Source organism: Castellaniella sp. (assembly GCF_049651205.1).
GTDB lineage: Bacteria > Pseudomonadota > Gammaproteobacteria > Burkholderiales > Burkholderiaceae_B > Castellaniella.
This window is the reverse complement of sequence record NZ_JBASBR010000003.1, coordinates 1-23081: the sequence shown is the minus strand read 5'-3', so window position 1 is coordinate 23081 and position 23081 is coordinate 1. Positions and strand designations below refer to the sequence as shown.

24 protein-coding genes and 1 riboswitch are annotated in these 23081 nt (G+C 56.2%); of the genes, 15 read left to right on the top strand and 9 right to left on the bottom strand.

The genetic code is table 11. The features are described from left to right. Nucleotides 1–186 precede the first annotated feature (186 nt). Nucleotides 187–924, bottom strand: a complete 738-nt coding sequence (locus WA928_RS00600) for a hypothetical protein (protein ID WP_424298275.1) — start codon at nucleotides 922–924, stop codon at nucleotides 187–189. A 259-nt stretch (nucleotides 925–1183) separates the two neighbouring features. On the opposite strand from WA928_RS00600, the gene WA928_RS00595 reads away from it, so the two are divergent. Further along, nucleotides 1184–1981 (top strand): N-acetylmuramoyl-L-alanine amidase, encoded by a 798-nt coding sequence (locus tag WA928_RS00595; protein ID WP_424298273.1) that lies wholly within the window; start codon nucleotides 1184–1186, stop codon nucleotides 1979–1981. A 64-nt stretch (nucleotides 1982–2045) separates the two neighbouring features. Then, complete coding sequence (locus tag WA928_RS00590) at nucleotides 2046–2504, top strand: hypothetical protein (protein ID WP_424298271.1); 459 nt, start codon at nucleotides 2046–2048, stop codon at nucleotides 2502–2504. A gap of 4 nt (nucleotides 2505–2508) precedes the next feature. Here WA928_RS00590 and hemH read toward each other — a convergent pair whose 3' ends face one another. Then, nucleotides 2509–3546, bottom strand: coding sequence for a ferrochelatase (gene hemH / locus WA928_RS00585; protein WP_424298269.1), 1038 nt, complete (start codon nucleotides 3544–3546; stop codon nucleotides 2509–2511). Between the two features lie 294 nt (nucleotides 3547–3840). On the opposite strand from hemH, the gene WA928_RS00580 reads away from it, so the two are divergent. The 5 genes from WA928_RS00580 (at nucleotide 3841) to WA928_RS00560 (ending at nucleotide 7171) form a co-directional block, all read left to right on the top strand. Further along, on the top strand, nucleotides 3841–4161 hold the full coding sequence (locus WA928_RS00580) for an ArsR/SmtB family transcription factor (RefSeq protein ID WP_424298267.1): 321 nt from the start codon (nucleotides 3841–3843) through the stop codon (nucleotides 4159–4161). After that, on the top strand, nucleotides 4158–4592 hold the full coding sequence (locus WA928_RS00575; RefSeq protein ID WP_424298265.1) for a YeeE/YedE family protein: 435 nt from the start codon (nucleotides 4158–4160) through the stop codon (nucleotides 4590–4592). Before WA928_RS00580 ends, WA928_RS00575 begins: the two co-directional genes overlap by 4 nt. Nucleotides 4593–4603: 11 nt before the next feature. Next, nucleotides 4604–5017 carry a DUF6691 family protein gene (locus WA928_RS00570; RefSeq protein ID WP_417252411.1) on the top strand — a complete coding sequence of 138 codons (414 nt, stop codon included), beginning with the start codon at nucleotides 4604–4606 and terminating at the stop codon, nucleotides 5015–5017. 40 nt (nucleotides 5018–5057) lie between these two features. Further along, nucleotides 5058–5225, top strand: a riboswitch (yybP-ykoY riboswitch). A gap of 10 nt (nucleotides 5226–5235) precedes the next feature. Then, entirely contained in the window at nucleotides 5236–5814 is a 579-nt protein-coding gene (locus WA928_RS00565; RefSeq protein WP_424298263.1) for a TMEM165/GDT1 family protein, read from the top strand. 52 nt (nucleotides 5815–5866) lie between these two features. Further along, on the top strand, nucleotides 5867–7171 hold the full coding sequence (locus WA928_RS00560; protein ID WP_424298261.1) for an arsenic transporter: 1305 nt from the start codon (nucleotides 5867–5869) through the stop codon (nucleotides 7169–7171). Between the two features lie 37 nt (nucleotides 7172–7208). Here WA928_RS00560 and WA928_RS00555 read toward each other — a convergent pair whose 3' ends face one another. Genes WA928_RS00555 through WA928_RS00545 form a run of 3 tightly spaced genes read right to left on the bottom strand, consistent with a single transcriptional unit; the run spans nucleotide 7209 to nucleotide 10718 of the window. Next, entirely contained in the window at nucleotides 7209–7850 is a 642-nt protein-coding gene (locus WA928_RS00555; protein WP_424298259.1) for an ABC transporter ATP-binding protein, read from the bottom strand. Nucleotides 7851–7860: 10 nt separating this feature from the next. Then, nucleotides 7861–9495 (bottom strand): acyl-CoA synthetase, encoded by a 1635-nt coding sequence (locus WA928_RS00550; protein ID WP_424298257.1) that lies wholly within the window; start codon nucleotides 9493–9495, stop codon nucleotides 7861–7863. 11 nt (nucleotides 9496–9506) lie between these two features. After that, complete coding sequence (locus WA928_RS00545) at nucleotides 9507–10718, bottom strand: ABC transporter substrate-binding protein (protein ID WP_424298255.1); 1212 nt, start codon at nucleotides 10716–10718, stop codon at nucleotides 9507–9509. 161 nt (nucleotides 10719–10879) lie between these two features. Between WA928_RS00545 and WA928_RS00540 the strand changes: the two genes are divergently transcribed. The 4 genes from WA928_RS00540 to ygiD all read left to right on the top strand — a co-directional run bounded on the left by WA928_RS00540 (nucleotide 10880) and on the right by ygiD (nucleotide 15038). Further along, nucleotides 10880–12595, top strand: coding sequence for a thiamine pyrophosphate-dependent enzyme (locus tag WA928_RS00540; protein WP_424298253.1), 1716 nt, complete (start codon nucleotides 10880–10882; stop codon nucleotides 12593–12595). Nucleotides 12596–12679: 84 nt separating this feature from the next. Next, on the top strand, nucleotides 12680–13564 hold the full coding sequence (locus tag WA928_RS00535; RefSeq protein ID WP_424298251.1) for a LysR family transcriptional regulator: 885 nt from the start codon (nucleotides 12680–12682) through the stop codon (nucleotides 13562–13564). Between the two features lie 174 nt (nucleotides 13565–13738). Then, entirely contained in the window at nucleotides 13739–14164 is a 426-nt protein-coding gene (locus tag WA928_RS00530) for a DoxX family protein (protein ID WP_424298249.1), read from the top strand. A 19-nt stretch (nucleotides 14165–14183) separates the two neighbouring features. Then, nucleotides 14184–15038, top strand: a complete 855-nt coding sequence (gene ygiD, locus WA928_RS00525; RefSeq protein ID WP_424298247.1) for a 4,5-DOPA dioxygenase extradiol — start codon at nucleotides 14184–14186, stop codon at nucleotides 15036–15038. Nucleotides 15039–15062: 24 nt separating this feature from the next. Here ygiD and WA928_RS00520 read toward each other — a convergent pair whose 3' ends face one another. Further along, complete coding sequence (locus WA928_RS00520) at nucleotides 15063–15488, bottom strand: VOC family protein (RefSeq protein WP_424298245.1); 426 nt, start codon at nucleotides 15486–15488, stop codon at nucleotides 15063–15065. Between the two features lie 111 nt (nucleotides 15489–15599). On the opposite strand from WA928_RS00520, the gene WA928_RS00515 reads away from it, so the two are divergent. The 4 genes from WA928_RS00515 (at nucleotide 15600) to WA928_RS00500 (ending at nucleotide 19848) form a co-directional block, all read left to right on the top strand. Next, nucleotides 15600–16286 (top strand): methyltransferase family protein, encoded by a 687-nt coding sequence (locus WA928_RS00515; RefSeq protein ID WP_424298243.1) that lies wholly within the window; start codon nucleotides 15600–15602, stop codon nucleotides 16284–16286. A gap of 66 nt (nucleotides 16287–16352) precedes the next feature. Then, a complete protein-coding gene (locus tag WA928_RS00510) occupies nucleotides 16353–17120 on the top strand; it encodes a LamB/YcsF family protein (RefSeq protein ID WP_424298506.1) in 768 nt (255 codons plus the stop codon). After that, nucleotides 17117–18793 (top strand): 5-oxoprolinase/urea amidolyase family protein, encoded by a 1677-nt coding sequence (locus tag WA928_RS00505; RefSeq protein ID WP_424298241.1) that lies wholly within the window; start codon nucleotides 17117–17119, stop codon nucleotides 18791–18793. The genes WA928_RS00510 and WA928_RS00505 overlap by 4 nt, the downstream gene beginning before the upstream one ends. Before the next feature lie 146 nt (nucleotides 18794–18939). Continuing rightward, nucleotides 18940–19848: an amino acid ABC transporter substrate-binding protein gene (locus tag WA928_RS00500; RefSeq protein WP_424298239.1), complete on the top strand. Its 909-nt coding sequence runs from the start codon at nucleotides 18940–18942 to the stop codon at nucleotides 19846–19848. A 43-nt stretch (nucleotides 19849–19891) separates the two neighbouring features. On the opposite strand, the gene WA928_RS00495 is transcribed toward WA928_RS00500, so the two are convergent. From WA928_RS00495 to WA928_RS00485, 3 genes are read right to left on the bottom strand one after another with little or no spacing between them, the layout of a single operon-like run. Continuing rightward, complete coding sequence (locus WA928_RS00495; RefSeq protein WP_424298237.1) at nucleotides 19892–21277, bottom strand: ATP-binding protein; 1386 nt, start codon at nucleotides 21275–21277, stop codon at nucleotides 19892–19894. Continuing rightward, on the bottom strand, nucleotides 21253–21918 hold the full coding sequence (locus WA928_RS00490; RefSeq protein ID WP_350383083.1) for a response regulator transcription factor: 666 nt from the start codon (nucleotides 21916–21918) through the stop codon (nucleotides 21253–21255). Before WA928_RS00490 ends, WA928_RS00495 begins: the two co-directional genes overlap by 25 nt. Before the next feature lie 38 nt (nucleotides 21919–21956). Next, nucleotides 21957–22745: a hypothetical protein gene (locus WA928_RS00485; protein ID WP_424298234.1), complete on the bottom strand. Its 789-nt coding sequence runs from the start codon at nucleotides 22743–22745 to the stop codon at nucleotides 21957–21959. Nucleotides 22746–23081: the final 336 nt, after the last annotated feature.

Below are 23081 nucleotides of genomic sequence, written 5' to 3'. Positions count from 1 at the left end.
CTCCCGGCTGGTATTGTGTGCCCCGGGGCCTGGGTTGCCGCCGCAGTCGCGCCAGCCGGAGCTTTCGCTCATTATCCCTGCCGGATCCCGGCTCGTCCACTGGAGGTCCGGAGTTTTGCATTCTTTTACCGTACAGCCTTGGCTGTGTGACTGTCGCTGCGGCACCGTCCAGGCGTGGATGTGCTCTTAATGCGCTCGTCGGGCACGCTGCCAGTCCAGCAGTGTGCTGGTGGCGTGTGCCTGGATGGTCTTGTAGTGTTCGGCCGGCAAGGCTTGGCGCAGAGCGTCAAGCAGTTGCTGTGTACCGCGTTGCGCCAGTGGCGGCAGTTCGCTGTCCAGCAGGCGGATCTGGATGTGCGCCAGCGTGTCGGCCACCAGTCTCCAGCCCAGTGTTGGCATCCGGGTGTCCAGGGTCAGTAGCAGGCTGCCCAGCGTCTGCAGGATGGGCTGTGCAGATTCTGGATCGGCGCTGCCGGCCATGGCATGCCAGAGCGCCATGTGAATGTCGCGGCGCAGGTTGATCTTGAAGTCGATGGCGTTGCCTTCCTGTGTGTCCAATTGTTCCAGTTGCTGCAGCAGGCGTGCGTCTTCGACGGCGTCTGTCTGTGTGCGCAAATCACCGATCAGCTGGGTGAGCAAAGGGATTGCCACGATGCCGAAGGCTTGGCTGAACGCCAGCCCCCATTGGTCCAGGCCAACCAGCAGCATGGCTCGTCGCAGGGCGGCAGCCTCCGGGGTGGGGGCCGACACAATCCAGGACTGACAGCGCGTCAGTATGTCTGCGGCCTTCTCAGCCGGTGGTTCTGCAGCAGCTTGCCGAAAGGTATGTGTGAAGGCCTCCCGCGTCAGAACGGCAGCTTGCCGCTGGTCTTCAGGTGGGGAGATGTCCGAGAGGGTGTCAGTGAATGGAGCGGCGCTTTGCATGAGGGGTCCGAGCTTGGGATAGCTTCGGATTATATCGGCCCCCGTCCGTGTTTTTCCTGGTAGGCGGCGGCTGGGATGCTCTGACCTTGTCGGCGTGCCAGCACAAGCGCATTGATTACAGGCTGGAGGAAATCCTGGGAAGGTATGGTAGCGGGTATCAGTAGTAGGGTCTCAGAGGATCAGAAGTAGAATTCTCTCATTGAGAAGCAGAAACCAAAAGCTGAGAGCCCAATGGTGGTGATTCATGTCTAGGATATGGTTGAGTGCGGCTTGCCTGTTGTTGGTCGGATGTGCCGCTCAGCCATCGGTCGTCGCACCGTCTGTATCCTCATCTACATCCATTTCAGCGACGCCCCTGATTGTTCTCGATTCGGGACATAACCCGGCCGATGGTGGGGCAATCAGCGTTCTTGGCAGTAAAGAGATCAGCTATAACGACCGCTTTGTGGCCGAGCTTGCCCCTGCTCTCCGTGCCGCTGGCTGGCGTGTCATCCTGACACGCCAGCCAGGTGAGTCCCTCAGCCTCGTGGAGCGTGCCCGGATGACGGATGATCTGCAGGCAAGCCTCTTTTTGTCTATACACCATGATTCAGTGCAACTCAGGTGCTTGCGCCAGGTTACGAGAGAAGGGCGTATTGCGTTTGAGACGCGCAGGCCCATGGGCGGATATTCGTTGTACGTATCCAAAGAGAATCCGGACTTCACGCGGTCCTATCGGTTCGCCACGATGCTTGGAGAACAACTGCATGCACTGGGGCGTTCTCCGATGCTGGAGCACGCTGGAACAGCGTGTGGGGAAAGCCGCCCGCTGCTGGATGCACGGTTAGGTATTTATCAATACGATCATCTAGCGGTGCTGAGACACAATAAGGTGCCTGCCATCTTGCTGGAGGTTGGTGTGATCACAGATTTGCAAGATGAACTTTACGTGAATAACCTGGCCAACCGAAGCAAGATGATTGCCGGAATCGTCCGGGCAGCTGATATGTGGGTAAGATCCGAGCCGGTGAGACAGCAGCCGCGTGGCACGTCTTCTGTGAGCGACTGGAATCTGTAAGCCTTTCGGCTAGAATCGGTTGGCTCTCGCCAATTTTGCGCGCCAACTTATCAGGCTGACCGCCATGCCCACCAATACCCTCAATGTATCTTTTGTGTCCGATGACTGGCGCGGCGTAGCGCTTTCCAATTTCTGTCTGGCACCTTTTGTGATGGATGGTGTTTTGCTGGCTTCAGTTGAAGGGTTTATTCAGGGCATCAAGTTTCCCGAAGGGAATGCCAATCGTCAACAGGCGTTTACTACTTGGGAGTGGGCAGCTAAAAAGGTCGGGCAGGGCGCCCAACGAAACTTCGTGTACTGGGCCGGCCAGCAATTGCCGTTTGGTTCGCCTGCGCATCATGCGCTGGTTGAGCGTGCCTTGCGGGCCAAGTTTGCACAAAATCAGGGGGCTTGTCTGGTGTTGAAGGCAACCGGCAAGGCAGTGTTGGTGCATAACACTGATGAAGGGCCTGAGCCCGTACTTACCTCACTGCCTGCGGCCAGGTTTTGTCAGGTTCTTACGGATATCCGTGCGCACCTGTGAATACTCAGGCTTGCCCAAGCGGCTGGCGAGGTGCCTGGCGGCAGATCTTGGCCAGAGCGCTGACCCAGTGTGGCTGATCGTTTAAACAGGGGATCAGAGTCAGTTCTTCGCCGCCAGCTTCGAGAAAGGTTTCCCTGCCGCGGATACCGATTTCTTCCAGAGTCTCGATACAATCCGCCACAAAGGCAGGACAGGCTACCAGCAGGCGCTTGACCCCTTTCTGCCCCAGTTTTTTTAAGGTTTCATCGGTGTAGGGCTCAATCCATTTGGCTTTGCCAAGGCGCGACTGAAACGACATCGACCATTGGCTATCCGGAATGCCCAGTGCCGCAACCAGCTGTGTGCTGGTGCGCACGCATTGCGCCCGATAACAGCTGCCCAGGATCTCGTCGCTGGCTGTTTGACAGCAATCGGCGGCGGCCAGGCAGTGGCAACCGCTGGGGTCTGCCTTGCGGATATGCCTTTCTGGCAGCCCATGGTAGCTTAACAACAGGTGATCGTAAGCCGAGGCCAGCGAGGGCCGGATGCTGGCAGCAAGTGCGGCCATATAGTCGGGCTGATTAAAAAACGGCGGGATCACGTCCAATTGCAAGGGCAGTGCCTGCTGCCGGATTGTTCGCCGCGCTTCATCCAGCACTGTTGTGACCGTGCTGTCGGCAAACTGCGGATACAGCGGCACCAGCGTAGCGGTTTTGATCCCATCTTTTGCCAGATCCTGCAAAATGCTTTGGATCGATGGTTGGCCGTAGCGCATGGCAAGCTTTACAGGTGCACCGGCCCATTGCTCGGCCAGCTTGGCGCGCAGGCGCTCGCTGATGACCAATAATGGAGATCCCTCCGGCCACCAGATGGATTGGTAGGCTGCTGCCGATGCTGCCGGCCGTGAACGCAAGATCAGGGAAACCAGCATGCGCCGAATTGGCCAGGGCAGATCGATCACGTAGCGGTCCATCAAAAACTGATCGAGGTACTGACGGACGTCTTTTACCTGGGTGCTGGGGGTAGAGCCGAGATTAACGAGGATCAATGCATGGTCGGACATGGAAAGCCTGTGTGATAGAAAGCCAGGTGCTGGGCGGTGCAACAAATGAGGCCCAAACTTGGGCCTCATCGGAGAAGATATCAGCGTTATACAGTAGCAGATCAGGGCGCTGCACGCACAAGGTGTTTGTCCGGGGCGCAGTCCATGCATAGGCATGCTTTGCGGCGACTCATTCAAGGCCTCTTGCAAGCAATACAGGCCTGCGCAAACAGACCGGTGGGGTACTTGCTTAAGCTATATTAATTTATAATATATTTATTGATATAATGTAAATTTGTTAATCAAGGAAATCCCATGAACGGAGTAGTTCTGGATCCGGATCTGATGCGTGCAACAGCCACGGGCGTGGTCGACAAACTAAAGGTGTTGGCCAATCCCGATCGCCTGCTGTTGTTGTGTCAGCTGTCGCAAGGCGAGCGCTGTGTCAGCGACCTCGAACAGATGCTGGACATCCGCCAGCCCACTTTGTCACAGCAACTGGGGGTCTTGCGTACAGAAAACGTGGTTGAAACCCGTCGCGAAGGTAAGTATGTGTATTACCGGGTAGCTGATCAAAAGCTCTTGAAGGTTTTGATCACTCTTTACGATCTTTACTGTCCCAAGGAGCAATCATGACAATTGACTGGAATGCTTTTACCCCGTGGTCTGCGCTTGGCGGTGGCGTGCTGATTGGTTTGGCTGCAGCCATTTATGTTTTGTTCAACGGTCGTATCGCTGGTGTCAGCGGTATCCTGGGCGGCCTTTTGCGGCCCAACCCTACAGATGTTTCGTGGCGCATCGCGTTTTTGGCTGGCTTGATCATCACGCCCGGCCTGTTCTGGCTGATCGGACACCCACAAGTTGTGCCCATCGACTCCAGCTATCCCGCGCTGATACTGGCCGGTTTGCTGGTGGGTGTTGGCACCCGCCTGGGTTCTGGTTGCACCTCTGGCCATGGTGTGTGCGGCATATCGCGGTTTTCGCCACGGTCACTGGTGGCCACGGCCGGCTTTATGGCAGCAGGCTTTATCACCGTTTATGTGATTCGCCACCTTTTAGGCATCTAAGGAGAATAGTCATGGGTGTCATCACATCTTTATTGGTGGGCATTATTTTTGGTATTGGCCTTGTCATTTCCGGCATGATTTTCCCGGCTAAGGTACTGGGTTTTCTGGATCTGGCTGGTGCCTGGGATCCATCCCTTGGGCTGGTGATGGGGGGGGCCGTACTGGCGGGCACGGTTGCCTTCACGATAGCCCGTGGCCGGCCGCGCTCTATTTTGGGTTTCGAGATGAAGATTCCCCAATCCACAACTATCGACAAACGGCTTGTGGGCGGCAGCCTGTTGTTTGGCATTGGTTGGGGGATTGCCGGGTTGTGTCCAGGGCCGGCCCTGGTTAACCTGGGCACCGGCGAAATCAAGGCCATCGTGTTCTTTGTGGCTCTGTTGGCTGGCATGGGCATATTCGAGCTCATCGAACGCCGTCGCTGATCCACCAAGCGTTGCACATTGGCGGTGTGGCGGTTAAACTCACGCCGTCATTGGGGAGTAGCCGCTCTTCGCCTGAAGAGGCTGACGTCAACATACTTGGCCCGCAGGCCATGGCGTCAGCAGTTGCCCAGCCTGGCAAGACCTTTGACCATCACGCCACCAGGTAGGCCGGGGGGCGGGGTGGTCAATCGTTTATTCACCGGCCTGGACCCCCCCGCATGGAATCCCTCTTTATCTCTACTGGTGTTGTTGCCTTGGCTGAAATCGGCGACAAAACCCAGCTATTGGCGTTCATCTTGGCTGCGCGCTTTAAAAAGCCAGTACCCATCATTTTGGGCATTCTTGCGGCTACGATACTGAATCATGGTTTGGCAGGCGCACTGGGTGCCTGGATTACGGATATGGTCAGTCCTGAGATCCTGCGCTGGGTGTTAGGGTTGTCTTTTATCGCCATGGCCATCTGGACAATGATCCCGGACAAATTCGAAGAAGACGCTACCTGTCTGGCGCGTAAGTGTGGCGTGTTTGGCGCCACGTTCCTGGCCTTTTTCCTCGCTGAGATGGGCGACAAGACACAAATCGCCACGGTGGCATTGGCAGCACATTACGCCAGCCCGATACTGGTCGTGGTTGGCACGACGCTGGGCATGTTGATTGCAGACGTGCCTGCGGTGTTTGTGGGCGATCGGCTGGCAAAGAAAATCCCCATGAAACTCGTTCATTCAGTGGCCGCGGCGATCTTCTTGATGTTGGGAATCCTGACCTTGTTGGGCGCTGGCAAGCAATTGGGTTTCTGACAGATTCAGCCATAATAGCGGTCTTTCTCAGACCTAAAAGCAGGAATTTCTTATGCTGGCACTAGTTATTTTCGTGGTAACGCTTGTGCTGGTCATCTGGCAGCCAAAACGCTTGGGGATTGGCTGGAGTGCCTTAGGTGGGGCGACGGTGGCCTTGCTGGCAGGTGTGGTCAACTGGGCTGATGTCCTTGTGGTGTGGCATATTGTGTGGGATGCCACCTTCACCTTTGTGGGCCTCATCATCATCTCTCTGATTCTGGATGAGGCTGGTTTTTTCAGTTGGGCTGCGTTGCACATTGCGCGTTTGGGCAATGGCCGTGGCAGGCGCCTGTTCCCTCTGGTTTTGCTGTTGGGTGCCCTGATTGCAGCGGTATTTGCCAATGACGGCGCAGCGCTGTTGCTTACGCCCATTGTTGCAGCCATTTTGATGCGTTTGCGCTTCAGCCCGCCGGCCGCACTGGCGTTTATCATGGCCACTGGTTTCATCGCCGATACTGCCAGCCTGCCATTGGTGATTTCCAACCTGGTCAATATCGTCAGCGCCAACTATTTTGATGTGACGTTTTCTCGGTATGCCCTTGTGATGGTGCCAGTAAATCTGGTGTCTGTTGCAGCCACGTTAGGGGTGCTCTGGCTGGCCTTTGGGCGCAATATTCCTCCTCATTACGCGGTCGAGTCTCTGAATAAGCCTGCAGATGCCATTGTGGATCACCGTGTTTTTTGGGCGGCATTTCCGGTGTTGGTGCTCCTTTTGCTGGCGTACTTTGTGCTGGCTGCGTGGCGGATACCGTTTTGCCTGGTGACCAGTGCTGCGGCCCTGGTGTTGATGGGGGTTGCCGGCCGATGGGGTCAAAAAGAGCCGGCAGTGGTGCCAATGGCCAAAGTCTTGCACCAAGCGCCATGGCAGATCGTATTGTTTTCTCTGGGTATGTATCTGGTGGTTTATGGCCTGGGGCAAGCCGGCCTGACACAGATGGGGGCCGAGGCGCTTCAGTGGCTGGCTTTGCAGGATCCCACGGTGGCCACTGTCGGTACCGGCTTTTTGGCTGCCATTACAGCATCCATCATGAACAATCTGCCATCTACTTTGGTGGGGGCGCTGGCCATCGATCATGCGCAAGTCCCCGACATGACCCGTCAGCTGATGATTTATGCGAATGTCATCGGTAACGACCTGGGGCCGAAATTTACCCCGATAGGCAGCTTGGCCACGTTGCTGTGGTTGCACGTATTGCAAGGTAAAGGTTATCGGATCGGCTGGGGGTACTACATGAAAACGGGCTTGCTGATTACACCGCCTGTGTTGTTGGCCACTTTGCTGGCGCTGGCGTGGTGGTTGCCCTTGCTCGGATACTGAGGCTCATTGGTACGCGTGGTGTGTAACGCGCTGGCAACTAGCCTGTTTGTTCTTGTTGTTTGATAGGTTTCAGTGTGGCTGCACCCAGCCTGCACGCCCCGCAGGCGTCCAGCAGGGCGTAGTCGTAACTTGCCAGCAAAATCACCCGCGTGTTTGCCCAGATCTTCAACTGCGCTGCCAGCGCCTGACGGCCGGGGGTATCCAGGCCGTTGCTGGGGCCGTCTGCAATCATCACCGTAGGTTGGCCAATATCGGCAGCAGCCCAGAGCACCTTTCGCCAGGTACCGGTAGACATCTGCTTGAAAGATTTGTCCAGATGATCGTCAAGCCCCAGTTGGCTGGTAAAGGCCATGACGCTTTGGTTGACGCTGGTATGGTGCTTTTTGGCCATTGCCTCAAGCCACTGCCGTCCTGTCTGAGTGGGTGATACCGGGCAGTGCTCAGGTATGTAAAACACGCGCGACAAGGCCTGCTCTGGTGCCTGTGACAGAGAGTATCCATCGATAACGATGTCGCCCTCGTCTGGGGGAACCACACCTGCGATAAGGCTGAGCAGAGTAGTTTTACCGGTGCTGTCTTCTTCGCTTAAGGCAAAACATCCTGGCTCAAAGGACCGGCTCAGCCCCTGAAACAGGATGTGATCGTCATATCGTTTGCTGATCTGATGCAGAGTAAGCATGCGAGGCTGCTCAGGAGTTGCCTGGGGCACTTTGCATTTCGCGCAGGGCTTTACGGATGACTTTGCCCGTGGTGGTCATGGGCAGTGCATCCATGAACTCGACGATGCGGGGGTATTCGTGTGCGGCCGCGCGTTTGCGCACGTGCTCCTGGATATCGGCGATGAGCTCTGGGCTGCCTTGAAAACCGTCCTTAAGTACGATACAGGCTTTGACGATCTCGGTGCGGGCAGGATCGGGCACGCCGATGACTGCCGCCATGCGGACAGCAGGGTGACTTAAGAGGCAATCTTCGATGGGGCCCGGGCCGATTCGGTAGCCAGCACTGGTGATGACATCGTCACCGCGTCCTTTGAACCAGAGATAGCCGTCAGCATCACGCATCCCGCGATCACCTGTTACCAGGAAGTCGCCGATAAAGGCATCTTCGGTGGCTTTGGGGTTGGCCCAGTATTGCAGGAACATGACGGGGTCGGGACGGCGTACGGCGATATGGCCCTCGGTACCGACAGGCACAATTTCCCCCTGGCTGTCGATAATTTGCAGATCGTGTCCCGGTACCGGGCGGCCCATCGAACCCGGACGCGGGTCGAACAAGGCCGCGCAGGAGGACACAATCATGTTGCACTCGGTTTGACCATAAAACTCATTGATGGTGACACCCAGTGTCTTGCGCCCCCAGTCAATCAGTTGGGCGCCCAGGGTTTCACCACCGCTAGCCACCGACACCAGCCCCAGCTGGCCATATTGCTGGGGATTATCAAGCGTGCGCAGCATCTTTAATGCTGTAGGCGGTAAAAACGTATGACTTACCTGATGCCTGGCCATTAGTTGCCAGGCCTTCGAGGCTTCGAACTTGCTGAACCGGTGTGCCAGCACCGCCACGCCGTGATGCCAAGAGGGCATGAGGACGTCCATCAGGCCGCCAATCCATGCCCAGTCGGCAGGGGTCCACATCAGGCTGGCCTGATTGGGAAAAAAATTATGCGAGATTTCCACACCAGGTAAATGCCCCAAAAGCATGCGGTGCGCGTGCAAGGCTCCTTTGGGTTTACCGGTTGTACCCGAGGTATAAATAATGACGGCGGGATCGTCCGCCAGCGTGTCTTCTGGTGTAAAGGCTTGCCCCTTTTGAGCATTGACGGCAGCCCAGAAGCTATCGGGTGATTGTTCATCTGCGTCGATGTTCAGCAGGCAGGTGAGGTCGGGCAGGGCATCGCGGATGACGGCAATCTTGCCCATGCCTTCGGCGTGTGTTACCAGTGCGCGTGCGCCCGAGTTTCCAAGGCGAAACTGCAGGGCATCTGTGCCAAACAGCGTAAACAGAGGTACCGCAATGGCGCCCAGCTTGTATGCGGCAAGATGGGATATGGCGGTTTCCAGGGATTGGGGTAGCAGAACCCCGACACGGTCGCCCGCCTGGACGCCTTTTGCACGCAGGGTCAGCGCCAGTTGGTCTGACCATTGCTTGAGTTGATCAAACGTGTAGCGGTCGGGTGCTGCGTCGCCGTGATCTACGATCAGGGCGAGACGACCACTACCATCGGCCCAGCGGTCGCAGACGTCTATGCCAATGTTGTAGTGAGCCGGCACTTGCCAGGAAAACCCCTGGCAAGTTTGGGCATAGTCGTCTCGTGCCTGAAGCATGGTGGTCTCCGTTAGCCTTTAAGCAGTTTGCAGGTGGATTCAGACTCTGGCCCGTAGACAGTCTCGGCGGGCAGGGTGCGGACGATGTTGTAGTAATCCCAGGGCGCCTTTGATTGGCTGGGCTTTTTAACCTGAGCCAGGTACATGTCATGCATCAACAGGCCGTCTTTACGAACATAGGCGTTTTTGACAAACATGTCGTTGATTTTGTGCGATTTCAGGTATTTCATGATGGCATCTCCATCATCCGTACCTGTGGCCTTGACTGCTTCGAGATAGTTTTTGGCCACGGAGTAATCGCCCGCCTGCAAGAAGGAAGGTGCCCGTTTATGCGTGTCAGAGAATTTCTTGGCCCAGGCGCGGGAGTCGTCGGATTGGTTCCAGTACCAGGGGGTGGTGAGATACAGCCCCTGGGTGTTTTCCAGGCCCAGCGAGTGGATGTCGTTGATGAACACCAGCAAACCTGCCAGTTTCATGGTTTTGGTAATGCCAAATTCTTTGGCGGCTTTCACTGAATTGATGAAATCACCTCCTGCATTGGCCAACCCAAGCACCTGAGCCCCCGAGCCTTGCGCCTGCAGCAGGAACGAGGAGAAGTCGGAGGTTGAAATCGGTGCACGTACCTCTCCCAGTACCTTGCCGCCAGCGGCTTTGACGACCTTGGCAGTGTCTTTTTCAAGTGCGTGTCCAAAGGCGTAATCGGCGGTCAGGAAGAACCAGGTTTTCCCTCCCTCGCGTACCACTGCCGAGCCCGTGCCATTGGCCAGGGCAACCGTGTTGTATGCCCAGTGCACGGTATAGGGTGTGCATTGATCATTAGTGAGTGCTGAGGATCCGGGGCCGACTGCGAGGAACGGCTTTTTCTTTTCGGCTGCCACAGCGGCCATGGCCAGGGCAGTGGCAGAGTTGGTGCCGCCAATCAGCATGTCCAGATGGTCTTGGTCAAACCACTGGCGCGCGCGAGAAGAAGCAATGTCGGCTTTGTTTTGGTGGTCGGCGGTGAGAAGCTCGATTTTCTTGCCATTGATGGAACCGCCCATATCAGCGATCGCCATGCGGATTGCATCGGCACCTGCAGGGCCGTCGATATCGGCGTACACACCCGACATGTCAGCGATGAAGCCGATGCGGATCACATCATCAGATATGCCAGCGGCCTGGGCCGGTAGCGTAAAGGCAAGGCCGATTGCGGCCAGGGTAGCGGCCAGCACGGTTTTTTTCATGGGAATGTCTCCAGAGTTTTATGTTTTTCCGTTTGCACGGCGGAAATCACAATACCAGAGTGTTTGTCGCCCTGTCGAGCAAACCGGTTGGGGAAAACCCCCCTGCGCTATAGTAATTACAGGCTTGCGGGGCAACCGGTCATATAAATCAGGAGCGCTGCATGAGTAAACACGTGTCAGAGATCATTGTTGATGCCTTGATCGAAGCGGGAGCCCAACGCTGCTACGGCGTAGTGGGCGATACCATCAACCACTTTACCGATGCGATTCGGCGATCAGACTTGCGCTGGGTGCATGTCCGCCACGAGGAGGTGGGTGCACTGGCCGCAGGAGGTGAAGCCTACATGACCGGTCGATTGGCCGTGTGTGCTGGCACATGTGGGCCAGGGAGCCTGCATTTTGTGAACGGTATCTTTGAAAGCCACCGTAACGGCGCGCCGGTTCTGCTGATTGCCTCAGATGTAGCCAGTACGGAAGCGGGGTTGGATTTTCCTCAAGAGGTAGATCAACGCCGCATCTATGAGCAAGCTTCAGTGTTTTGCGAATATATATCCCATCCCTCCCAGGCCAGGCGGTTAACTGCTTTGGCTGCACAAACGGCTCTGTCCCTGCGAGGTGTAGCGGTGCTGATTGTCCGAGGCGACATGTTTTCGCAGACGGATGAAGATACGTTGCCCTGGGCGGCACATCCTCGAATTGTCCGCGCACTGCCGGCACCAGAAGAGCTACAGCAGCTAGCCGATACTCTGAATACAGCCTCAAGTATCACTTTGTATGCCGGCTATGGGGCGCGGAATGCGCGTCAGCAGGTGCTGAAACTGGCTCAGCGGCTTAACGCGCCAGTGGTCCATACCAGTCGGGCCAAAGAGTTTATCGAGCCTGATAACCCGTACGGAGTAGGGATGACCGGCATTTTGGGTAACCAGGCAGGTCTGGAGGCTATCGATCGTGCGGATCTTACCCTCTGCCTGGGCACGGATTTTGCGTGGACACAGTTTTATCCACAACAACCTCATGTGATACAGATCGATAGCGATCCTGCCCATTTGGGGCGCCGGGCGCCCATACAGATGGGTTTGGTGGGCGATATCGGATTGACAGTCGAGGCCCTGTTGCCTTTGCTTCAACCGGGAAAACAAAACGATCATCTTGAAACCGCCCGGCAACAGTGGCTGGAGGATCAGTCGGCCTACCGAAAATCCGGAGAAGAGAAAGACCCCTCGTTGCTGCACCCCCAGTTCGTGACGCAGACCCTGGATCGTCTGGCCTCGGAGGATGCTGTCTTTACGGCTGATGGGGGGTCGCCGATGGTGTGGTTGTTGCGTCATCTCGTTGCCCGGGGCAAGCGGAGATTTTTAACCAGTTTGCTGCATGGCACGATGGCTAATGCCTATCCACAAGCCATGGGTATTGCAGCAGCCTATCCCCATCGCCAAGTAGTAGCCTTGTGCGGTGACGGAGGTCTTACCATGCTGATGGGTGATCTTCTCACCTTGCGTCAGGAAAACCTGTCTGTGAAGTTATTGGTGTACAACAATGCTTCTTTGGGTTTTGTCGAGATGGAGCAGCGAGTAGAAGGGCTTCTGGATAGTTATACGCATCTGCGGAACCCCGATTTTGTAAAGCTTGCGGAAGCCTGCGGGTTTCCTGCATGGCAGGTTACCCGCAAAGAGCAGCTGGAACCTGCCATGCAGCAATGGCTGGACACCGACGGGCCGGCATTGCTGGACGTGCACGTCAGCAGAATGGAGCTGGTCATGCCGCCCAAAGTGCAGGCGTCGCAAATTGCATCCACCGCGTTGTTTGGGCTAAAGGCTGTATTCAACGGGCGTGCCACTGAGGTGGTTTCATTGCTGCGTGACAATTTCCTGCGTTAATAACAAGTACGTATAGCCAGCACTTCTTTCTGGATACGCATATCCCGGCGGGGCAGAGATAAAAATATGGATATCTTGCAGGCGATGAAAACATTTGTCGCTGTGGTTGAAACGGGCGGATTTATAAAAGCGGTCGATGTAACCGGCTTTTCCAAACCTGCTGTGTCAAGGCAGGTGGCAGACCTTGAAAAATACCTGGGTGCGCGTCTGCTGCATCGCACCACCCGGCGCGTCTCCCTTACGGATGAGGGACGCAGCTATTATCAGCACAGCAAGGCCATATTGCTGGCAGTCGAGGAAGCCCATGCCGAAGTCAGTGATGCAACCCTGACGGCTCAGGGCAACCTACGTATTGGAGCCCCTCAGACATTTGGTGCCTTGCACCTGGCACCGTTATGGGGCCGGTTTGCAGCAGAAAACCCGGCCGTCGACTTGGATATTGTGCTCTCCGACCGCGTAGTAGATATGGTGGAAGAAGGGTACGACCTGGTGGTCAGGATCGGGCGCCTGACAGACAGCAACCTGGTCAGCCGTGCCCTTGCAACATCGCGCATGGTGCTTTGTGCTTCCCCCGATTATCTTGCCAATCATGGCGTGCCACTGCACCCGGACGATCTGGCTCAGCATGAGGTCATCGCCTACAGTTATTGGTCGGCGGGCGATGAATGGTCTTTTCTCGGATCATCGGGAGAGACACGAGTTCGGGTGTCTCCCCGGATCCACGCCAATAGCGGTGATACCTGCAAGGCGGCTGCGGTTGCGGGTTATGGAGTGGTATTTCAGCCGGATTTTCTTGTTTACGACTGCCTGCAGACGGGACAGCTGATTGAACTCATGCCCGAGTTTCAAGGGGCCAAGCTTGAAATCCAGACGTTATATCCTACGCGCAAGCAGCTGCCGCTGAAGGTGCGTAAGTTGGTTGATTTCCTGGTTGAGCAGTTCCGTCATCCCGTATGGACGCAAGAGTAAATCAATGGTTTGTATGGTGATTGTCTTTTAAATAGATACAATAAGTCTATAGATAAGCTATTTATATCTGTAATTGGATTAGTTAAGCTTCTGTTTGACCGTGGCAGCGCATCGTTTCGAACCTAAAGGTGCCCACTACGACATCATTCATCATACTTATTCAGGGATTCAAAAATGGAACGCACTTTCGACTCTTCAGCGGCCGGCTCGGCATCCTATGCCGCGCTTTTACTACGCCTGGCGCTGGGCATCATGTTTTTGGCGCATGGCCTCACCAAGCTCTTTATCTTCACGCCTGTGGGCACTGCCGGCTTTTTTGCCAGCGTCGGATTTCCTGGGTTTCTAGCCTATCCCGTGATCGCATTTGAAGTCATCGGTGGCGCAATGCTTGTGTTCGGCGTGTTTGCACGCTGGGTGGCCGCCATTGCGGTTGTGCAACTGCTTGTGGCTTCTTCGGTGCATTGGGCAAACGGCTGGGCATTTGCCGCACCCAATGGCGGTGGCTGGGAGTACCCTGTATTTTTGGCGGTGGCTGCAGCTGCCTTGGCGCTGCTGGGTGACGGTGTTTACGCAATAAAGCCGTCCACAAGCCGTCATTAATCACCTTTGAGATTTCGCTATGACATCCATCATGCCTGCCGTCTTTTTGGGCCACGGCAGCCCAACCAATGCGCTAGAAGATAACGGTTATACCCGGACGTGGCAGCAATTGGGCAAGTCGCTGCCCCGGCCCCGGGCATTGCTGGTGGTGTCAGCGCATTGGTTTATTGGTGCCACGGCAGTCACTGCCATGGCTCAGCCACGCACCATTCATGATTTTTATGGGTTTCCCAAAGCGCTGTTTGATTTCGATTACCCCGCACCTGGCTTGCCTGAGCTGGCAGGAGAGGTTGCCGAGATCGCCAAGCCGCATTGGGTGGGGGCTGATCATGATCAATGGGGCCTGGATCACGGCACCTGGAGTGTGCTGGCGCATATGTTTCCCAAGGCGGATATTCCCGTCGTCCAGCTCTCCATCAATGCCTTGAAGCCGCTGGATTACCATCTGGAGCTTGCGTCCAAGCTGGATGCCTTACGGCATCAGGGTGTGATGATTCTCAGTAGCGGAAACGTGGTGCATAACCTGCGGCTGGTTCAATGGGAACGGGCTGATTTTGGTACAGACTGGGCGCAGCGCTTTGATGATGCGGTGGCTGCGCAACTGATGGACGCGCCGGCCGATATTCTCAAAACCACCGAGCATCCGGATTATTTGAAGGCTGTGCCAACGCCAGATCACTTCTTGCCCCTGCTATACACAGCAGGCCTGGCGGCGGCATCCGGGCAGGTGGTCAAGCCCCTGTTGCGGGGCTACGCCATGGGTGCTTTGTCCATGAGTGGCTATGGCGTCGGAACCGCAGACACCGATTGCCACACGGGAGCCGATGCCGCGCGCTCGCCAGAAGGTGTACCGCCCGACCAAACCAATCTCTGATGGCATGTGGCCGGGCAGCACGCCTTATTTGGCAAACAGCTGGTTGATGTCTTTAAACGCCTTGAATTCCAGGGCGTTTCCACACGGATCCAGCAAAAACATCGTGGCTTGCTCGCCCACTTGGCCCTCAAACCGGATATATGGGTCGATAACAAAAGCGGTGTTTAACGCTTGAAGCCGCTTTGCCAGTGCCTCCCACTGCGACCACTCAAGTACAACGCCGAAGTGGGGCACCGGCACGTTGTGTCCATCTACGGCATTGGTGTGCGCGTGGGTCTGGGCTTCTGTCTTGGGATGCTGATGAATCACCAGTTGGTGCCCGAAAAAATTAAAATCCACCCATTGCGTATCAGAGCGGCCTTCGGGCAGACCAAAAACTTCACCATAAAACTTGCGGGCAGCCGGTAGATCGTGCACCGGGATGGCTAGATGAAAAGGGGATAATGTCATGCTTTGTCGTCCTCGATGGTTGGATTTTGCTTGCGCTAATTCTGCGCTAATTGTAGAAGACTATTGTCCATACTCGTGGGCCATAGATGGCATTTCAGACTGGAAACTTATATGCAGCAAGCTTCTGCAAATGCCGACACAGACGCCGGCAACAGCACAGTAGATAAAACAACGCTGGACGCAACCTGGGCACATTTGGCACGTTCCCAGGTTCGCCGGCGCCGGGCGTTAGGTGCTCTGGCTATCTTGGCCATTTGTGTCTTGCCCTGGGTGGCCTCGGCGTGGACACACCTTCCCTGGATTCATGAGTCCCTCGAATGGGCCGGCCTTGCCTTGCTGATTCTTGCCGTGCTCGGGCGCAGCGCATGCATGCTGTACCTTGGTGGACGCAAGGGTGCAGACCTCGTTACCGATGGGCCTTATTCGATTAGCCGAAACTCTCTGTACGTTTTTTCGATTCTGGCCGTGTTTGGCATTGGTTTGCAAACGGGCAGCCTGCTGGTAGGCTTGATTCTGGCGGCTTTGGCCAGCCTGATTTTTCGCTGGATCGTAGGCGAGGAAGAAATCCTGCTGCAACAGGCATTTGGTGGCGCTTACCAGGCTTACTGCCAGAAGACGCCTCGGTTTTTACCCAAGTGGTCTTTATGGCAATCGCCCGCGTACGTCACCGTCGATTTACAAGGGATCTGGAAAACGGTGCGGGATGCACTTCCGTATTTCTTGTCCATCCCGGTATTTGAGGCGATTGAATATGCGCAGGATATGGGCTGGGTTCACCCGTTTGTGTTTCTGTACTGACGCTGGTTTGCGGCACTGCCCGGAGTTTCGGTACTCTTGTGCCAATATGGCCGGTCAGGAAACATGATGGACTTGAACAGTGATCTCGGAGAAAGCTTCGGTGCCTGGCGAATGGGTGACGATACCAGCATGCTGGATGTCGTCACCAGCGCCAATATTGCCTGTGGTTTCCATGCCGGAGATCCCGCCGGCCTTCTGGATACCGTAAAAGCAGCTGCCGCGCGTGGCGTGATCATTGGTGCACATGTTGCATATCCGGATCTGGTCGGCTTCGGGCGTCGCGCCATGGATCCCACCTCTCGCGAGCTGATTGCCGATGTGATTTACCAGATTGGTGCCTTGCAGGGGATCGCCCGGGCAGCCGGTACCCGCGTCAGCTATGTAAAACCTCATGGCGCCCTATACAACACCATCGCGCAAGATCCCCGGCAAGCCGATGCTGTGATCAGCGCCATCCTGTCGATTGATCCTCACCTGGTGCTGCTTGGCCTGGCGGGGTCACCGCTCTTGGCCCGTGCACAAAAACAGGGCTTGCAAGTCGCCGCCGAAGCCTTTGCCGACCGAGCCTACACACCAGAAGGCCTGCTTGTCTCACGCAAAGAAAATGGCGCTGTCCTACAGGATCCTGATCTGGTTGCACAACGGATGCTGGATTGGGTGCAGACGGGTTTGATCACGACAATAGATGGTTCGCAGATACGATTGCAGGCCGATTCCATTTGCGTGCACGGCGATAGTCCCGGCGCGGTCATCATGGCGCAGGCGGTGCGTGCCCGGCTGCAGGCTGCAGGCATACAGATCGGGCCTTTTACGGAGATGGCGGGCAGACAATGAGCCATCCGCGGTTCCTGCCTGCCGGTGATGCTGCGTTACTGCTGGAGTTGCACTCCCTGGATGTTGTGTTGGCTGTGTTTCAGGTTGCGTCGCGTACCTTGCCTTCAGGGATTGTTGATCTGGTGCCGGCTGCCCGCACCTTGCTGGTTCAGTTCGATCCGGTGGCCATCGAAGGTGCTGCTGTCAAAGTCTGGTTGCAGCATTGCCTGAAAAATACGGAAGAAGCGGTACGCAAGCATCCGGCCACCGCTTTTACAGACAGCATGATGAGTACGCCCTGCATCGAGATCCCGGTGCACTATAACGGCGAGGATCTCGATGCGGTGGCCGAGACTCTCCATCTTGGTCGCGATGAACTCATCGAACGCCATACCGGTACCGATTTTGTGGCTGCATTTGCCGGCTTCGCGCCCGGGTTTGTCTATCTTGCCGGGGGCGATCCCTGCTTTCATAGGTTGCGCCGCAGGCAAAGTCCGCGAACCCGGGTGCCTGCCGGGTCTGTTGCTGCAGCTGGCGGATTCAGCGCGGTCTATCCCTCGGACAGCCCTGGTGGTTGGCAGTTGTTGGGTGTTACGCCCTTAAAAATGTGGGATCTCGATCGCCAGCCACCTGCCTTGGTGCAACCGGGCTGCCGAGTGCGGTTTTGTGTCTTGCCCGCAAAAACTCGGATAATCAGCCTGCCCGTGGACGTCACGCCCGCAGGCACTCCCGGGCCTGAGTGCCGGAAAAAAACGCTGCCCCCAGAAGGCAGTGAACAGAAGCGATCCATCCAGATCCTCAAACCGGGGATGCAAACCTTATTTCAGGATTTTGGCCGCCCGGGTAAGGCGTTGCTGGGCGTCTCCCCCTCGGGTGCCCTGGATCAAGCCTCGATGATGCAAGCCAATTACCTTGTCAGTAATCCGCCTGAGGCCGCCGTGCTTGAAAATGCAGGCGGCGGCCTGGAGATTGTGGTGCATGGACGGGTGGTGGTGGCTGTGACAGGAGCTGTCGCTCCTGTGGCGGTGACGCGGCCTTCTGGCATGCGTGCGCCCGCCGCTGCCGGCCATGCACTGGTGCTTGGTGAAGGCGATACTCTGAGGATCGGCACCGTACGTGCCGGTGTTCGCTGTTATCTGGCCGTACAAGGGGGCTTCGATGTTGCCAAGGTTCTGGGCAGCCTGTCCACCGATGTTTTGGCCCATATTGGGCCGCCCATGCTGCGCACAGGAGACCTCTTTCACTTAAACGCGGCGCCTGCGGATTCCGGTCATCCCCTGCAAAGTCAGGCCCTGGGTGGGCGATCCGCACCAGCACCGGCACATATGCCTGAGCCAGATGATGTTGTGGTGCTGGATATCGTCCTGGGGCCAAGGCTAGACTGGTTTCGCCCGGGGGCGGGCACTTTGTTGCAGCAGCAATGCTGGCAGGTTACGCCGCAATCCAATCGGGTGGGTATGCGCTTGTCAGGGGCCAAGCCGCTTTTGCGCCAGCAGGTACAAGAACTTCCTAGCGAAGGCACGGTGATGGGTGCCATTCAGGTGCCGGCCAACGGTCAGCCGGTATTGTTTTTGGCTGATCATCCCCTGACGGGCGGTTATCCGGTCATTGCCGTCGTGCACCGCCGTCATCACAACTTGCTGGGCCAGATTCCTGTGGGCGCGCAGGTGCGTTTTAACGCTGTCAGTGTGTAATTTGCGGCTTTGCCTACCCTGTTGATTCCTTCATTTGCATATAGCTTGAAGGAATAATAAATCCAGTTGGTATTGCTTAAAATTGTGATGTTGCACCAACAAGGTCAGCAAATAGCTGGCCAAACGGATTTTAAGCAGGAGCTTTCATGAAAGTGTTTTCTTTGGTCTTGGCAGCGGCTGTCGTCGCCGCCAGCGGCGGGGTTGCGCAGGCCGCCACCAGCCGTCTCGACCGCATCCAGTCTACTGGAGAGATTGTTATCGGTACGCGGGACGCAGCCATCCCGTTCTCCTATCTGGATGACCGCCAACAGTCGGTTGGCTATGCCATGGATATTTGTCAGGGCATCGCAGACGCTCTGAAGAAAGACCTCGGCCTGCAGAAAATCCACGTCCGTGAGGTTCCGGTTACTGGCTCCACCCGTATTCCACTGATTGCCAATGGCACAATTGATCTTTCTTGCGGGCCCGATACCAACAATGCCCAGCGCCAGCAGCAGGTAAGCTTTGCACCGGCCACGTTTGTTTCGGCTACGCACTTTGCTTCGCTTAAAGCGTCCAACTTGCATCACCTTGAGGATTTCAAGGGCAAGACAGTGATTTCAGTCTCAGGCAGCACCAACCTGAAGTGGCTGACAGAGATCAATGCCAGTCGTCACTTGGGGATGAAGATCATCACCGCCAGTGATCACGCCGAGGCCTTTCTGACTGTCGCCCATGGGCGCGCATCGGCCTTCTTTATGGATGGCATCCTGCTGGCTGGCCTGGTGGCCAATTCGCATGATCCGCAGGCCTGGAGCATCAGCAAGGATGCGTATACTTTCGAGCCCTACGGCATCATCGAACCCAAGAACGATCCAAAATTTAAAAAAGCTGTGGATGACGCGGTCAAAGCCATGATCGCTGATGGCCAGATCGAAAAGCTCTACACCAAGTGGTTTACGCAACCCATTCCGCCGCGTGGCGTCAACCTCAACTGGCCCATGACGCCTGAGCTCAAAAAGCTGCTGGCCCATCCAACCGACTCCCCCGAGCCGGAAATCCTCAAGACAAACTGAATCAGGCGATCTTTGCCTGCCAAATGTCCATACCGCCAAGATCTCAGGCTTGGGCGCCTGCGTCTTGGTTGGGATGAGGGGCTTTTAGTGGAATGGCCACCGAGACAAGCAGGCCCCGATGCAAGATGGGGTCAGCTTCGTTGAATTCGATCCTGGCCTGCAGTTTGCGCGTAATGCCTGTAACGATCGAGAGACCCAGGCCAGAGCCCGTTTGGCCGCTGCCTAGGACACGATAAAAGGGTTCAAGAATGCGCTGGTGCTCTGAGACTGGTACGCCTGGGCCTGTATCCGACACCGAAATCACTAAAGTGTTGGGCTCGGTGCGAACCAGCACCTCTACTTGGCCACCGTCCGGGGTATAGCGGATCGCGTTATCCACAAGATTTCTAAGCAGAATCGTCAAATCCAGCTCCGACACTGCAATCTTGGTGTCTTCGGCACCGCTTACCCCGATATCAATATGCTTGGCTTCAGCAAGCGGCCATGTGGTTTCCAGCACTTTTCGCAATACTTCCCCGATATGGGTAGAAGACCTCCCCGGTGTATCGATGGTTGCCTGTGCCCTGAGTAATGCCAGCAGTTGGGTCAGCAGGTGCTGGTTGCGCTCAAGCCCTTGTTGCAATGTTTGCAGGCGCTCTCGCGCGGCAACAGACATCTCAGCTTTGCTCAGGCGCTCTGCCTGCAGGGCAAGCGCAGTGGCCGGCGAGCGGAGTTCGTGCGCAGCATCCGCAATGAATCTGCGTTGGGTCTCCATCGACTCGGAAACCCGGGCCAGCAGCCGATTGATTGCATCGATAAAAGGCCGTATCTCGCGCGGCAGGTTTTTGTCGGCGATGGGGTGCAAGTCTGTTTCTGCACGGGCATCCACGGCTTCGGCCAGAGCGCGGGTGGGTTGAAACACGCGGCGCACCAGATCTGCGATGACAAGCAACAGAATAGGCACCAAGATCAAAAAGGGCGCCAGCGTGCGCAAGGCGTCCTGGATTGCCACTGCATCGCGCAGATCGGTGTCCTGGGCCACAGCGATGCGAGTGTTCTTTGCTAGTGGTTGAATCAGCACCCGAAAATTTTTGTCCCCAATGTCCAGGGTATGCAAGCCGTCAGCAAGCGTGGGCGGAATGGGCACCGGATTGCCCAAGTCTTGATGCGCGGCAGGGGTGTGATCAAGAATTTGTACAAACAGTGAAGAGTCGTGATCCTGGTCTTGCAGTTCGAGCTTTTGCAGGGCCAAGGGGGCGGAGCCCTGGATACGGCCCATGAGGTCGGCTACCTGAAAAAGCACATCGTCTTGTCGCTCGTGGGCGTCTTCAAGTGCCGATACAAATGAGAATATGCCGGCGGTGATCGCAACGGCAGCAATCACCACCGACAGGACAAACGAAAGCTTGATCTGGATGGAGCGATTTAATCGTCTTTTGAGACTCTCCATCCCACACCTCTTACGTTCTTGATAATGTTGTTGCCCAGTTTTCGGCGCAAGGCATGGATCAAAAAATCCACCATATTGCTTTCGATCTCTTCACCCCAGCCGTAGATGTGGTCTTCCAGGGCGCTGCGGGACAAAATCGCCCCGGGTCGGATCAGCAGGGCATGCAGCAGGGCAAACTCGCGGCCGGTTAATGATACTGCTGGCCCATCGCCTACCGTGGCCTCTTGAGATGCTGGATCGAGTGTCAGCGTGCTGTTGCCAAGCACCGGACTGGCTTGGCCGCCCTTGCGCCGTACCACCGCCCGCATGCGGGCTAGAAGCTCTGCCATCTCAAAGGGCTTGAGCACATAATCGTCTGCGCCGCCATCAAGGCCGCGCAGGCGGTCAGACAAGGCATCCCTGGCGGTGATGATCAGGATGGGGACGCTTTCACGACGCATGCGAAGTTCTGTGAGTACCTGTTGGCCGTCCTTGCCTGGCAGGCCCAAATCCAGCAGGATCAGGTCATAGCTTTGGGCTTTCAGGGTGGCAGCAACTGTCAGGCCGTCCTGGATCCAATCCACCGCATAGGATTCATCCCGCAGGGCATCCCGAATGGCTTCACCAATCATGGGGTCGTCTTCGACAAGCAGGACACGCATGGTTTTATCTCGTTAGTTGGACTGGATCCATGGCTGGATTATTGTTCAGAACGGTGGCTGCCAACCACATAAGACTCTACCGCCACCAGCAGAACAATCACAGATAGAAACAGTGCGCTTGTCCACATCGTACCCATTCCCATGCCGCCATCAATCCGGGCTTGTGTCAATAAATCGCCCAGCGATGCGCCAAAAGGCCGCGTAAGGATGTAACCGATCCAGAAAGTTAAAACCGCATTGCCGCCCAGTGCAAAACTGATATAGGTGGCCGCAATCAGTGCGCCAAAAATCAGAACCCCATTGCTAAACTCCATGCCCAGGGCTTCTGTCGCCAGATCTCCCGCAGCGGTACCCAGCGAGAACGTACACAGAATTGCTGCCCAGTAAAACAGTTCGCGCCGACGTGACACGATATCGTGGATCGACAAGGTGTGTTCGGAGTGGTGCCAGGCAATAAAAATGCCGGTCAGGGCAATCGCAAAGGCGGGTGTGCTGGCGGACAGGCTGACACCCAGGTCATCGGTTAAAAGATCGGTGATCTGCGTACCAACAATGCTTACCAATACCATTGTCAGCCAATAGCTCCAGGGCGTGTAGCGCCGTGTCCGTACTTGCGTGATCAGCGCAGCGGCCAGCAGGCCTGCCATGACCAGGCGGGTTGTATTCTGGCCCCAACCGGCGTCCACAGCCAGAAAATCCGCGGCAGTTTCCCCGACAGTTGTGGACAAAATCTTGATGATCCAGAAGGACGGGGTAATGGCGGGCACTTTGATAAGCAGGTCGTGTCCGTCATCCGTATGTGTCCAGTCCATGGGTAAAGTGTTCATGATGGTAATCCTCGGGCATATGGTCGTGCCAGTGCAGTAGCTGCAACCGGCACACGGAAATCCGCGTAGCTTTCAGATTACGTATCGAGCCTTAGACCAGAATGAGGAAAGGGGATGTTCTGGCGTAAAGGTCACGGCCTGTCTGGTTCTTTTGTCAGGAGGATCGGTAGGTAAAGCCTGTCTTGGGATCGGCAATCAGATCGTCAGGTGGGCTCTACATCATTAACGGGGGACACCGGCATTCATTAGACTTGTTTTTGCGACGAAACACGTTTAATGGAGTCAATGCCGATGTCCCCAATCGATTCTATCCTAGGGATCCACGGTCTGGTGGTG